At 37.4% G+C, this 13,528-nt stretch carries 12 protein-coding genes; 2 read left to right on the top strand and 10 right to left on the bottom strand.

What is annotated here, in order from left to right; all coding sequences use genetic code 11:
- Positions 1–40 precede the first annotated feature (40 nt).
- The 9 genes from CWR45_RS04280 to CWR45_RS04240 all read right to left on the bottom strand — a co-directional run bounded on the left by CWR45_RS04280 (position 41) and on the right by CWR45_RS04240 (position 10,883).
- Positions 41–673 carry a lysozyme family protein gene (locus CWR45_RS04280; RefSeq protein WP_115748570.1) on the bottom strand — a complete coding sequence of 211 codons (633 nt, stop codon included), beginning with the start codon at positions 671–673 and terminating at the stop codon, positions 41–43.
- A gap of 402 nt (positions 674–1,075) precedes the next feature.
- Positions 1,076–3,082 carry a TRAP transporter permease gene (locus tag CWR45_RS04275; protein WP_115748569.1) on the bottom strand — a complete coding sequence of 669 codons (2,007 nt, stop codon included), beginning with the start codon at positions 3,080–3,082 and terminating at the stop codon, positions 1,076–1,078.
- Positions 3,075–3,602 (bottom strand): DUF1850 domain-containing protein, encoded by a 528-nt coding sequence (locus CWR45_RS04270; protein ID WP_115748568.1) that lies wholly within the window; start codon positions 3,600–3,602, stop codon positions 3,075–3,077. Before CWR45_RS04270 ends, CWR45_RS04275 begins: the two co-directional genes overlap by 8 nt.
- 179 nt (positions 3,603–3,781) lie before the next feature.
- Positions 3,782–4,768 (bottom strand): TAXI family TRAP transporter solute-binding subunit, encoded by a 987-nt coding sequence (locus tag CWR45_RS04265; RefSeq protein WP_115748567.1) that lies wholly within the window; start codon positions 4,766–4,768, stop codon positions 3,782–3,784.
- Between the two features lie 172 nt (positions 4,769–4,940).
- A complete protein-coding gene (locus CWR45_RS04260) occupies positions 4,941–5,876 on the bottom strand; it encodes an ABC transporter ATP-binding protein (protein ID WP_115748566.1) in 936 nt (311 codons plus the stop codon).
- Complete coding sequence (locus CWR45_RS04255) at positions 5,876–6,919, bottom strand: ABC transporter ATP-binding protein (protein WP_115748565.1); 1,044 nt, start codon at positions 6,917–6,919, stop codon at positions 5,876–5,878. Before CWR45_RS04255 ends, CWR45_RS04260 begins: the two co-directional genes overlap by 1 nt.
- 18 nt (positions 6,920–6,937) lie before the next feature.
- Positions 6,938–8,092 carry an oligopeptide ABC transporter permease gene (gene opp3C, locus CWR45_RS04250; RefSeq protein ID WP_115748564.1) on the bottom strand — a complete coding sequence of 385 codons (1,155 nt, stop codon included), beginning with the start codon at positions 8,090–8,092 and terminating at the stop codon, positions 6,938–6,940.
- 1 nt (position 8,093) lies between these two features.
- The gene (gene opp3b / locus CWR45_RS04245) at positions 8,094–9,023 is read right to left on the bottom strand and encodes an oligopeptide ABC transporter permease (protein ID WP_115748563.1); all 930 of its coding nucleotides are present in this window, start codon (positions 9,021–9,023) and stop codon (positions 8,094–8,096) included.
- A gap of 162 nt (positions 9,024–9,185) precedes the next feature.
- Positions 9,186–10,883, bottom strand: a complete 1,698-nt coding sequence (locus CWR45_RS04240) for a peptide ABC transporter substrate-binding protein (protein WP_115748562.1) — start codon at positions 10,881–10,883, stop codon at positions 9,186–9,188.
- Positions 10,884–11,192: 309 nt separating this feature from the next.
- Between CWR45_RS04240 and CWR45_RS04235 the strand changes: the two genes are divergently transcribed.
- Both CWR45_RS04235 and CWR45_RS04230 read left to right on the top strand, forming a co-directional pair.
- Positions 11,193–11,564 (top strand): DUF3899 domain-containing protein, encoded by a 372-nt coding sequence (locus tag CWR45_RS04235; RefSeq protein WP_115748561.1) that lies wholly within the window; start codon positions 11,193–11,195, stop codon positions 11,562–11,564.
- 512 nt (positions 11,565–12,076) lie between these two features.
- A complete protein-coding gene (locus CWR45_RS04230; protein ID WP_115748560.1) occupies positions 12,077–13,360 on the top strand; it encodes a hypothetical protein in 1,284 nt (427 codons plus the stop codon).
- Here the strand turns inward: CWR45_RS04230 and CWR45_RS19705 are convergent.
- On the bottom strand, positions 13,354–13,503 hold the full coding sequence (locus CWR45_RS19705) for a hypothetical protein (RefSeq protein ID WP_170138787.1): 150 nt from the start codon (positions 13,501–13,503) through the stop codon (positions 13,354–13,356). The two genes, CWR45_RS04230 and CWR45_RS19705, sit on opposite strands and share 7 nt — an antisense overlap.
- Positions 13,504–13,528 lie beyond the last annotated feature (25 nt).

Here is a 13,528-nt window from a genome sequence, read left to right as displayed (position 1 = left end):
AGAATTCCTCCTTAAATTTCCTTTAATCATATCATTATGTTTATAATTCTACAGCTAATACCTCTCGATAAGCCATAACTGATTGAACATAATAAATATCTCCATAACATGCATCATACTGTTTCGCTTCTTCACGTAAACAACTATAAATACTCTTATCTGGTGCATTCTGATACATTTCCTGTGAAAAATCGATTGCAATCTCTTGTGTATAACTTCCTGATTGCTCTAACACGTAATTAATAAAGCCTTTGCCAAAGTTATACGATTGAATTGCTAATTCCAAGTCGCCATTAGCATCCTCCATTACTTTAGAGAAATAGTAGACTCCTTGTTTAATAGAAAGCTCGGGGTCATCAATACACCCAACTTTCCCACAATAGCTTTCTGATGATTGCATTGGATCATTTCCCCTGCCACCAGATTCCTGCATCATAATTGCTAACAAGACATCCACATAATCAGAAATCCCATGTTCGTCTGCATACTTATCCACAAGTGGACGATAATTATACACCTCATCCGATATTCGAGGACCTTTGTTAACCATTTCATAATTTGTATCATAATTAACAATCGATAAAATCGATATTACTAGAAACACACCGAAAAACAGCATCATAATTAGAAAGGATTGTAACAAAGCCTTCTTTATCGTTTTTTTGCGTTTCATAATCTTATCTGTCCTTTACTACTTCCGTTTATTCTAACTTCACTCGTAAAACACTTAGATGACAGCCAGCCTTAGTTCAAAGTGTAGAGAGAAGGTTTTTATTTACTTATCTAACGAGCAGTGAACTAGTAAACTACCATACATATACTATTTATTATACACGCATGAATTTGCTTTTTCTATTAGGCTGTTGATATATACCGAACTACGTCTAAAGTGCTATGTTGTTCTACAATGCTATAACAAATCATTCTTTTATTAACAATCATAAGAATATTCTACTTTTATCCACATATTTATGCACTTATCCCCAGAAAATGGGGGATAATCACAAGTTACAAACAAGTTATCCACCAAAAAAGGTGACGTGGAAGATTCCAGGCCACCTTTATGCACATATTTTCACTCTCCACCAGCCTTCAGTAACTTATCATCATTTGATTTTCCTTTATTTATCATTAATTGGAATACAACCATACCAACAAATAGGACGAGACCAACTACATCCGTAACACCTTCTGGATAGATGAGTAAAAGCCCTGCTACTACAGCTATTATTCTCTCTAGCCAATTGATTTTCCTGTACCAAAATCCAATGAGACCTGCACCAATCGCAACCATTCCTGTTATGGCTGTAAATATTATCCACAATACTTCTAAAACAGTCGTATCAATCATTAACAGTTCAGGTTGGAAGACGAACATATATGGGATAATAAATGCTGCAATTGCTAACTTAGAAGCATTTATTCCTGTCTTAATTGGATCCCCACCAGATATCCCAGTCGCCGCAAATGCTGCTAATGCAACAGGTGGTGTTATATCGGCTACAATTCCAAAATAGAACACGAACATATGACCAGCCAGAACCGGTACGGCAACATCGAGCTGATTATTCAATGCAAGGATTGCTGGCAGAGCAATCGTCGATGTAATAATATAGTTTGCTGTTGTAGGTGAACCCATTCCTAATATAATCGAGGTAACCATCGTAAAGAATAATGTTAATAACAGGATTGTTTCCGGTGAATTCGCGATGGAAGTTGCTAAGCCAACAAGTCCATTCCCTAATTTTAAACCTAACCCGGTTTTCGTTACGACTCCAACAATAATTCCTGCACAGGCAGTCGCAGCCGCAACACCTAGCGCCGATCTTGCTCCCTCTGTTAATGCAAACACAAATTTCCCTGGAGTTATTCTCGTATCCTTTCTAAACAAACTTACAATAATCGTAAATAAGATACCATATAGTGCTGCCCTTTCAATACTAAATCCCATCGATAAAAAGATAATGATTGCTAGTATTGGTGACAGTAAATAGATTTTCTTAAAGACTTCCCTTTTAGAAGGAATATCTTCTTTTGGTAAACCTAGAAGTCCAAGCTTCTTTGCTTCGAAATGTGTCATGATCCATATACCTGAAAAATATAATATGGCTGGTATGACTGCTGCTTTTGCAATTTCCCAATACGGCACACCGGCAAACTCAACCATTAAGAATGCCGCGGCTCCCATTACTGGCGGCATAATCTGACCACCTGTCGATGCGGCAGCCTCAACCGCTCCGGCGAAGTTCTTATTATATCCAAGTCGTTTCATCATCGGAATTGTATACGAACCCGATTGTACCACATTAGCAACGGAGCTTCCTGAGATTGTTCCTTCTAGTGCGCTTGAAAATATTGCAACCTTAGCAGGTCCACCAATTCGCCGGCCTGCAATTGCAATCGCCAAGTCATTAAAGTAATTTCCAACCCCTGTTTGCACTAAAAAAGCGCCAAACAATAGGAATAAGAAAATATAGGTAGAAGAAACCTGTAATGGTGTTCCAAGTATTCCATCAGTTGTAAAGAACATTGTTTCAATTAATTGCGAAACACTTAGTCCCCGGTGTGCAAGCATTCCTGGCATGTATTGCCCAAACACGGCGTACGCCATAAAGACAACAGCAATAATTGCAATCGGCAGACCAACCACTCTTCTAGCAGCCTCCAGAACAAGCAATATTGCCAAGCCACCAATAATCACCTGCACCGTTTCAATACCACCAATTTGCTGGACTAGCGTATCATAAAATACTGGCCAGTAACCACAAACAACGAGTGCTAATAATGCGAGTGCATAATCATACCATACTATTTTTCGTTTACTTCCTTTTACTCTGCTAGGAAATAGCAGAAAAATAAGTACCAATGCGAAGCCTAAATGGATTGTTCTCTGGATTTGTGCTGTGAATTGTCCGAATGCTCCTGTATATATTTGAAAAGCAGAAAAGGCAATTAAGATAATAAAGATAGCAACTCCCATTGCACCCTTTATGCTTCTTGTTCGCGATTCAGCATCGAACTTCTGCATAATTTCCTCTTGTTCCTCAGCTGATAGTTCCTGATGATTTTTAGATTCAGTCATGGATTTTAACCCCCTCCATAAGCTCCCATAATGATAGTTTCGTTGCTTTCACCTTAAACCATGCACCCGGAACAAAATATTGATTGAACCAGACGATATGCTCTGCGTTTTCCCCCCAAACGAGCCGATGCTCGGATACGGTCTTTCCATTTCTAATATTCATGAAGGGAAAGATCGTGTCAACATCCTTAATATGATGCTTTCCATCCTCATATACGTATGTTTGTCCCTCTTCCGCGTTCGATGGCATGCCGATCCCAAATTCTTCGTAAATCATTTCATACTGCATAATTTCTAAATTATCCGTAACGATATACTTTTCAACCACATCTGTTAAGTGAATGGAGTGTGTGAAAATAATTTGGAACGTATCCTCTTTATCTAAAGGAAGATACGCAGCTATTTCACTTGTATTCTCTACATAAAATACAAGTGCAGTATGATAAGGAATAAATAGGATTCCCATTAGCATGAAAAGAATCACCGAACATAGAAATGTTCTCCTAATGGTTAATTTCATTGTAAAACCCCAATCACATCTAGTCGCTAATTATGTAAGCCGGCAATAATCACTAAAAATGATCGCCGGCCTAATTTTCTTTTTGGGATACTTGATTATTCTCAAGCTTTAGGCGGCAGATTGAGTCGACTTATTCTTTTAGTAAGCCTGCCTCGATAAACTCTTTTCTGCCTCAAAAACTACTCTAGGACCCCTTCTTCTTCATAATACTTCTCTGCACCAGGATGCAGATCGATGCCAATACCATCTACTGCATTTTCAAGCTTAATAAATTCAGCTTTAGCATGTGCCATATTCGGTGCCCCTTCATAGATTGCCTTTGTAATATCGTAAACGACATCCTCTGAAAGACTATCCTTTACTGCTAGCATCGCTAATACTGCAACAGTCTTTGTCTCATCTTCGAGACCATACGTACCAGCTGGAATAGTATCCGCAGCATAGTAAGGGTACTTTTCAATCAATGCATCGATTTTATCTTGTTCGATTGGCAGGACTATTATTTTATTTGTCGCTGCTAGCCCATCTACTGCCCCCGTAGGTGCACCTGCTGTGATAAAAGCCGCATCAATGTTGCCATCTTGAATTCCACCAGTGGATTCACCAAAATCTAAGTTCTGTTTATTAATATCATCCATTGTCATTCCGTGAACTTCCAGTAGCTGTTCAGCATTTACGTATGTTCCAGAACCTGGAGCACCTACGGATACTTTCTTCCCAGCTAAATCCTCAACTGAATTTATTCCTGAATCAGCTGATGTAACAATTTGAACAGTCTCAGGGTATAATGCACCGATTGCTACAACATTATCGACCGGGTTTCCATCAAATGCATTAATTCCTTCAACAGCAAAGGAAACTACGTCGGTTTGTACAAAAGCAATATCCGCCTCCCCCTCTTGTAAAGCGATTACATTATCTGCCGAGGCATTTGAGGATTGTGGATCTGTTTGAATATCCGTTGCATCAGTAATAAGCTTCGACATTTCACCACCGAGTGGATAGTATGTACCAGTTGTTCCACCAGTCAACATTGTTAAGAATTTTGGCTTCTCTTCTCCATCTGTTGATTGTCCGCCCTCGTCATTACTTTCTTCCCCACACGCTGCTAAAATTACTGCTACAAAGAGCATGAAGATAGCCAGTAATAAATACTTCTTTTTCACAGAAACTCCCCCTTCATGAAATCATATTTGTAGTTGTATTTTATACATAACTCTAAATAATTGTCAAACAATTCATAAATTAGTTTATTATGTAAATTTAATTGATAATGATATATATTTGCGGATAAAAAAAAGACATGGAGGCGAATAAGCTTCCATGTCCCGATATACTCTATTTCTTAGCAGCTTCTATCTTGTACTGCTCAAATTCTTTTGTTGTGCAACGTACCCAATGTCTTGGGCTCACTTCTCTAAATTCAGGCTCTTCACTTGAATCATGAACTGTAGGATCATATGTGATACGTTTGCGATTACGTTCATATTCTGGATCTGGTAGAGGAATCGCAGAAAGTAGTGATTTCGTGTATGGGTGAATTGGATTATTATACAATTCTTCACTATCTGCAAGCTCAACTAGATTTCCTAAATACATTACGCCAATTCGATCACTAATATATTTTACCATTGAAAGGTCATGCGCAATAAATAAATACGTTAGCCCACGATCCCTTTGCAATTTCTTCAGCAAGTTTACAACCTGTGCTTGAATCGATACGTCAAGTGCAGAGATTGGTTCATCAGCAATAATGAACTCGGGTTCTACTGCAAGTGCACGAGCAATCCCTATCCGTTGTCGTTGTCCACCACTGAACTCATGCGGAAATCTTGTAGCATGCTCACGGTTTAATCCAACGACTTCCAATAATTCTTCCACACGTTCTTTTCGTTCTTTATCGTTTTTAACTAGTTTATGAACATCTAATCCCTCTGCGACAATGTCCAGCACCGTCATTCTTGGGTTTAGTGAAGAAGATGGATCTTGGAAAATCATCTGCATTTTACGATTGAATTTTAATAATTCTTCTTTGGATTTTTTTCCATGAACATCTTCACCATTAAACTTAACTTCTCCACCTGTTGCATTGTAAAGACGAATAATAGTTCTTCCTGTCGTTGACTTTCCTGATCCAGATTCACCAACAAGCCCAAACGTTTCACCACGAAGAATATCAAAAGATACACCATCAACAGCCTTAACCGTTTTATTTCGTCCAACATCAAAATGCTTCTGCAAATTAATAACTTCTAATATTTTATCTTCTGCCATTATTGTTCACCTTCCATTTTCGAAAAACCTTGCATTCTACGCTTTACGGATTCTGGAGGCTCAATTTTCGGTGCATCTTCATGAAGCAACCATGTCGCTGCATAATGGGTGTCCGATACTTTAAACATCGGTGGCTCCATCACAGTATCAATTTCAAGAGCGAACTTATTCCTTGGTGCAAATGCATCTCCTTTTGGAGGATTAAGCAAATCTGGAGGACTTCCAGGAATAGCATAGAGTTCTTCATCTGTGCTATCTAGTGTTGGCATAGAGCCGAGTAATCCCCATGTATATGGATGCTTCGGATTATAGAAGATGTCGTCTACCGTTCCAACCTCTACTACTTTGCCCGCATACATTACTGCCACTCGGTCAGCAACATTCGCAACTACACCTAAGTCATGTGTAATAAAAATTAACGCACTATTTGTTTCCTCTTGGACTTTCTTCATTAATTCCAAAATTTGTGCTTGAATGGTTACATCAAGTGCTGTTGTTGGCTCGTCTGCAATCAATAATTTAGGGTTACATGCAAGTGCAATTGCAATAACAACACGTTGACGCATTCCACCAGAAAATTGATGTGGAAATTGGTTCATTCGAACATCTGGCTGGGGAATCCCAACCAATTCCAGTAACTCCGTTGCTTTTTTCTTTGCATCAGCACGATTCATGTTTTGATGTTTAATCAGACCTTCCATAATCTGATTGCCGACCTTCATTGTTGGATTAAGAGAAGACATCGGGTCTTGGAACACCATTGCAATATCATTTCCACGGATTTCCTGCATTTCCTTTGCTGATTTCTTAACGAGGTCTTCTCCCTCAAATAGGATTTGACCTGATTTAACAAATCCATGTGGTTTCGGAAGCAGTCCCATTAGCGTTGTTGATGTTACAGATTTACCTGAACCTGATTCACCAACAATTGCTAAAGTTTCTCCTTTATTTAAATCAAAACTTACACCACGAACAGCTTGTACCTCGCCATTGTAGGTGTTAAATGATACTTTTAAATCTTTGACTTCTAATAATTTACTCATTTAATAACACCTACCTTCCTATTTATGCATTTTCGGATCAAACGCATCACGTAATCCGTCACCAATTAGATTGAATGCAATCATAATTAACGAAATCAAGACTGCTGGGTACACTAATAGATATGGATATAATCTCAAATTATCAAAACCTGCATTAATCAATGAACCAAGCGACGCATCTGGTGGAACAATACCCATACCAATGAAGCTTAAGAAGGCTTCAAAGAAGATTGCATCTGGAATTGTAAACATTGTATTAATAATGATAATTCCACTGATATTCGGTAATAAATGTTTCATAATTACTTTCCCATCTGATTGACCCAAAGTTCGTGCAGCAAGGACAAATTCTTGGTTTTTAAGTTTTAAAACTTCCCCGCGCACAATTCGTGCCATCCCTGTCCATCCTGTAATCGAGAGGGCAATAACAATTGACGTTATACCTGGCTGAAGAACAAGCATCATTAATAGAACAACGACAAGGGTTGGTATTCCGGAAAGAATTTCGATAATCCGCATCATGACGTTATCGATTCTTCCACCATAGAATCCAGCTATTCCACCGTAAGCAACACCTACTACAAGTCCGATGACCGCTGCAACAAATGCAATGATCAATGAAACCCTAGTACCTTCCCATAGACGTGTCCATTGGTCACGTCCGAGTGTATCTGTTCCTAACCAGAAATACTCGCCGGACATATCTTTTGCATCATAAATATGATACGTTGCATCGACAACCGCAGAATTTCTGCTGCCATCACCTTCATCAACAACTTTAATGTCAATAAACTCTTCGTTATTATCATAACGTGCGACAGCATTTGCAGTCGCCGCTTCTACATTATCGCCGCGATACTTTCCGCTTAATGTCCCATCAAAACCAAGCCAAGAAATGTTTTCCAATACAGGTACATGTGGCGGCATTTTCGCTCTCATTAGATCCTGATCGTCAGAACCATGTTCATTCATACTAGGTCCAAAAATACTCATTAGAATAATAATGATAATTAAGAACACACTAACTACTGCTAATTTATTTTTGAAAAAAGTTCTTCTAGCATCCTGCCCAAAGGTTCTGCTTGGACCAGAGATCTTTTCACTCGTATCTTCTTTACGCACTAATGGAACAAGTAGTTCCTTTGGTATCTTATTTTGATTATTTGCAGCCATATTAATTATTACCTCCTGAAACTCTTATTCTAGGATCGATTAATCCGTAAAGGAGGTCAATGATTAAGATGATAACAACAAATAGAAATGCAAATAATAATGTTGTTCCCATAATTGTCGGATAATCATTTAAAGTAACAGATGTTACAAACTGCTCTCCAATTCCAGGTATAGCAAAGATTTGCTCAATAACCATGGAACCCGTTATCATACTCACTGCCATTGGGCCAAGTACTGTAATCAGCGGAATTAAACCGTTACGCAGTCCATGTCTGAATACTACTCCGGTTTCACTGATCCCTTTCGCACGAGCAGTAAGTATAAAATTAGAATTTAAAACCTCTACCATTTCTGTTCGAATAAACCGGGCAGCTGTAGCCATCGGGAAAATCATTAATGCGATGGTTGGCAGAATGGAATATTCGAATCCTCCCCATAATGCAACAGGGAACCAGTTTAATTGAACTGCAAATACATATTGCAGTAATCCAGCGAATACAAAGTTGGGGATGGATGATCCTAACACAGCGAAAATTGTTGAGGTATAATCGATAGCACCGTTACGAAATACCGCTGCAATTAATCCCAAGATTATTCCTAAAAATGACCCAATCAATAATGCTTGAAATCCTAATTGTAGTGAAGGGCCCATACGATCCATTAATATTTTTGTTACTGGCGTGTTATCAAAAGCAAAGGAAACTCCTAAATCACCTTTTACTAATCCACCAAGATACCTTAAATATTGAATTGGTACAGGGTCATTTAAGCCGTATTTTTCTAATACGATGGCTTTTTGTTCTTCACTTAGTTTATCTTCAGCGCTTAGCGGGCTACCAGGCAGCATTTTCATAAGGAAGAATGTAACAGTAGCGATAATGAATAGTGTAATTAACATATAGAATAACCGTCGTAGTATATAGCGGAACATACCAGCACCTCCTAAATTATAATTTTGTGAATATAAAGATAACAAAATTTTCATTATTATAAGTCTCTTGAATCAAAACGGAACAAGAGAGCATGACTCTTTTAGAGGCAAACTCTCTTGTCAATTATTAGCAATATTATTCGATTAGCAAATATTAATCAATTATTCTGCTGAACCAACACTAGCCCATTTGTATTCATAAGTTGCACCAAATGGATTTACAAGAACACCTTGTACTTTTGGTGAAACTAATTGTGCCACTGCTTTTTGATAAATTGGTGCAATTGCAGCATCTTCAAATAGAATTTTTTCAGCTGCTAGGAAGTTTTCATATCGTGCAACATTGTCAGTTGCAAGATCTGTTGTCGTTGCATTGACTAATTCATCATATTCAGGGTTTGAGTAGCCCATTCTATTGTTTTCACCATCTGTTAAGAAGAGGTTTAAGAAAGTATATGGATCAAGATAATCTGGACCCCAACCTGAAACTACAAGATCATAGTCCATGTTTGTGTCTAGATCAAGACGTTGTTTAAATGGAACGTTTTTTAATTTTACTGTCAAACCTGGAAGATTTGTCGATAATTGATTCGCTAAATACTCACTCATTACCTTAGCACTTTCACTATCATCACCAAGTAATTCAAGTTCAACTGTATCTGTTCCAAGTTCTTCTAAACCTTTTTCCCAGTATTCTTGTGCTTTTTCAAGATCATATGTTACAAGGTCACCGCTAACTTCGCGGAAATCCTTTCCAGCGTCTGATGAACCTTCTGGCAATCGAGCAAAGTCAGCTGGAATAATACCATTCGCAACAAGTGATCCATTGTTTAGAATTTCATTAACAATTGCTTCTTTATTAAATGCTTTGCTGATTGCTGCACGGATATTCGTGTTAGCAAGTGCTTCGTTTCTCGTTTGGTTCATTTTCAAATAGAAAATAGATGTTTGTGGTTCAACTGTATAGTCTGCATGTGTTGCATATTGATCCACAAGATCTGATGATAATGGCGCACGGTCTACTGTACCTGCCTCGTATAAATCGACACCAGTTTGTGGTTTCTTAACTACTTCATAAGTCATCTTGTCTAATTGAACTGTATCTGCATCCCAGTAATCGTCATTTTTCACAAGATTCCATGAGTTGCTTGTGCTTTCCCAGTCTTCTAATAGGAATGGACCGTTAGCAAGTAATGTATCAGAACTTGTAGCAAATTTATCGCCTTGTTCCTCAACAAATTTTTGATTTAATGGTAAGAATGTACCAAATGTTGTTAATGATTCAAAGTATGCTGTAGGGTTTTCTAATTCAACAACTAATGTGTAGTCGCCATCAGCTTTAACACCTAAGTCTTCAACTGGCGCTTCACCCGTGCTGATTGCTGTTGCATTTTTGATAACACCGTTCATCATGTATGGACCGTATTCTGAACCTGTGTCAGGATTTACTGCGCGCTGCCACGCATATACAAAGTCATGTGCAGTTACAGGGTCACCATTTGACCATTTTGCATCTTCACGCAAGTTAAATGTCCAAGTAAGACCATCTTTACTTACTTCATGGTCAATTGCAATACCTTCTTGAGGTTGTGCATTTTCACCTAGACGATATAAACCTTCCATTGTTGTTCCTAAGAACTGGAAGCCGAATTCATCAGTTGCTAGAGATGGGTCCATTGACGGAATCGTATCCCCATTAACAAAATTAAGTACCTTTTCTCCGTCTGTTGCTGTATTTTCTGTCCCTTGTGCTGCATTGTCAGATGAGTCTTTTGCGCTATCATCTCCGCTGCCACAAGCAACTAGTACACTTAATAATAAACCAAAGGCAAGTAATAATGCCCAATTTTTAAGCTTCATTTCTTTGTCCTCCTCATAGTTGTTTTTTTCTGAAAATTCAAGATATAGAAGCTATTCAATAACCTGTAATGAGAATTATATCGCTATTTAAACAAGAATGCAAAAGTTTTTTACAAAACATAGTAATTTCTGCAAACTTTTGTCGGATAATGTCGCTTTGCATATGACTTAAGTATCAATTAGAAATATTTTCAAAATCACTTCTATTCAACATTTTAAAGGAGATATGGTATACTAACGTTCATCATGAATAACTGCAATTATTTCAATATCATTAAGAAAAATCACAACAACAATAGGTGAATTAATATGAAAAATAATCAATATTTATACTTAGCCATTAATTTAGTTTTTGCCTCCATCGCTTTCCTCATTTTTTCAAAACAATATAATTTCACTGATTTTATTAATACCTTATTTTACATTTCATTTTTCTATATCGTTATCGGACTGTTTATGTATATTAAACGAGGAGCTTTCTTTGATGGAATTACGTTTGGATTTAGAAGATTTCGTAGTGTAATGTCAAGGAATCCTGATTATTTAGAGGAGTGGAAAGAGAAACCTTTACCCTCAGAGAAAAAGAATGAGAATTTCTACCGATTTATTAAATTCCAGGGGATTTCCTTATTAATCATTTTGATAATCCTGATGGTTATTTACTATCTATTAGAAAACTAAACTGTGTGAGATGCTTTCAAAATACCACAGCACCAAACTTCACTTAACTTAGCCTTTCTATTAAAGAAACCTCTCTATAACAAAAAAGAGGTTTCTTTAGCATTTAACGATAATTACATCTACTGCCACTTCCTTTGTAGTTACCCTAGCAGTTAATAATGTCTGTATTTCTGCGCTTGCAAATTCAATTCCAGCAATTCAGCCCTTTGTTGGATTGATTTTGAACTGAAATAGGAAAACTTTCACTTTATTTTCGTGAAAGAAATATGTTCCATAAAAACTGAAATTCCAATGAAAGATCTAGTAATGACACGTATTCCACCTCTTTCATTTCTCTGTATCAATTAAAATTTAGATGCCGAAAATATGTGAATTCAACATATTTTCATACATTTATAGTTAGCTTCTTGACAATATTAAGAAAATTCAATATGATAGTAGGAATTATTTAATTATTACAAAAGTGACCGTTGATTATATACACTATTTATCGGTAAAGGGGCAGAGCAGAGATGGGAATTAAAATCGCAATGTTTGGTAGAGCGGAGATAATTACAAGAGCAATAAAAATCATAGAGAACAAGCAAAATATCACAATCCTTCCCTTTCGCTATGAAGAAGAAATAGAAGTATTGGAATTGATTAAGAAAGCATTCATTTGTGATATTTACATATTTACTGACCCTATTTCCTATTTATATGTGAAGGAGAGGATGGAAAAGAAACGTTTACCAGTAGTACAGGTAGCATTGGATGAACATACGATTCTATCCTCTGTATATCACTTAATGCAGCATTATCCACATATTTCCAATCGACTTTCAATTGATACAAATGAAGAGGATAATATTCTTTCGATGCTACAAGAATTAAATATCAACAGTAAGCACACGTATCAATATAGCTATCAGAAAGAGACTATTGTCGATTTTGATGCCATTTTCGATCATCACGTAAGCCTATGGACAGAGGGGAAAATTAATCATGTCTTAACCTCAAGCATTATGGTTGAAAAAAAACTGCATTCATTAGGAATTCCAGTTAGCATGATGCAGATTCCATCGAAAAATATAGAACAAGCAATAATAAAAGCAGTATCGGTGATTACGTTTAATAAAACGACAAGTAACCAAATCATAATTGGCTACGCAGCACTTAAAGATTCAATACAGGCAATTCATGAGAAGGATATCGTTATAAGTGAAATGGGCAAAATAAGGGAAGCATTCGCTCGTTTTGCAAAGAAAACCAATGCAACTGTTTTTGATACAAACAATCATGTTGCAATTGTTGGCACAAAGAGCTTATTGGACAACTTAACCCGGCACTATCGAGATTTCCCGTTACTTCATGAATTGAATATTGAATTGCAGTTGCCCTTTAACATTGGCTTTGGTCTTGGATTATCACCTGAGCAAGCTGAAGAAAATGCACTGCTATCCTTAAAGGCCTGTAACTTAGAGGAGAAAAGCATTAGTTATATTATGAATGAAAGAGAGGAATTAATTGGACCAATTGGAGTTAAGAAGCATGTCGACACATCCAAGTTATATCAAGCGCTTATCCATAAAGCACGATTAAATAATGAATTATCCTATAACTTTATCGACTTTATAACAAAACGTAATAATGAGCCGTTTTCCTCAAATGATATAGCTGTTTATTATAACGTTACAAAGCGAAGTGCAGAACGAACGGTTAATAAACTTCTTTCAGGAGAGGTCATAAGAGTTTCAGGGGAAGAAAGACCATACGTAAAAGGACGACCAAGAAAGCTCTTTACGTTGAATCAGTAGCTTTTATGAAGGTCTGTCTCACATTGGCAGCTGTAATAGTTAGGAGTAATGATTGGCGGACTGTCCTGCCGCTGCAGAAATACACTACGCTTTCCGCGGGCGGCTGGTGAGCCTCCTTGTGCTATCGCACTTCGCAGTCTCACCGAGGCCTTTCCTCCCGCAGTAGTC

Source organism: Oceanobacillus chungangensis (assembly GCF_003369565.1).
GTDB classification, from domain to species: Bacteria; Bacillota; Bacilli; order Bacillales; family Amphibacillaceae; genus Oceanobacillus; species Oceanobacillus chungangensis.
Note: the sequence above shows the minus strand (reverse complement) of the source record. Positions and strands in the feature narration are given on the sequence as shown.

Excerpts from the sequence above, each read along its gene's own strand:
- opp3C (WP_115748564.1), bottom strand. The coding sequence starts at position 8,092 with ATGGCTGCAAATAATCAAAATAAGATACCAAAGGAACTACTTGTTCCA.
- CWR45_RS04230 (WP_115748560.1), top strand. The coding sequence starts at position 12,077 with ATGGGAATTAAAATCGCAATGTTTGGTAGAGCGGAGATAATTACAAGA.
- CWR45_RS04260 (WP_115748566.1), bottom strand. The coding sequence starts at position 5,876 with ATGGCAGAAGATAAAATATTAGAAGTTATTAATTTGCAGAAGCATTTT.
- CWR45_RS04275 (WP_115748569.1), bottom strand. The coding sequence starts at position 3,082 with ATGACTGAATCTAAAAATCATCAGGAACTATCAGCTGAGGAACAAGAG.
- CWR45_RS04240 (WP_115748562.1), bottom strand. The coding sequence starts at position 10,883 with ATGAAGCTTAAAAATTGGGCATTATTACTTGCCTTTGGTTTATTATTA.
- CWR45_RS04235 (WP_115748561.1), top strand. The coding sequence starts at position 11,193 with ATGAAAAATAATCAATATTTATACTTAGCCATTAATTTAGTTTTTGCC.
- CWR45_RS04280 (WP_115748570.1), bottom strand. The coding sequence starts at position 673 with ATGAAACGCAAAAAAACGATAAAGAAGGCTTTGTTACAATCCTTTCTA.
- opp3b (WP_115748563.1), bottom strand. The coding sequence starts at position 9,023 with ATGTTCCGCTATATACTACGACGGTTATTCTATATGTTAATTACACTA.
- CWR45_RS04270 (WP_115748568.1), bottom strand. The coding sequence starts at position 3,602 with ATGAAATTAACCATTAGGAGAACATTTCTATGTTCGGTGATTCTTTTC.
- CWR45_RS04255 (WP_115748565.1), bottom strand. The coding sequence starts at position 6,919 with ATGAGTAAATTATTAGAAGTCAAAGATTTAAAAGTATCATTTAACACC.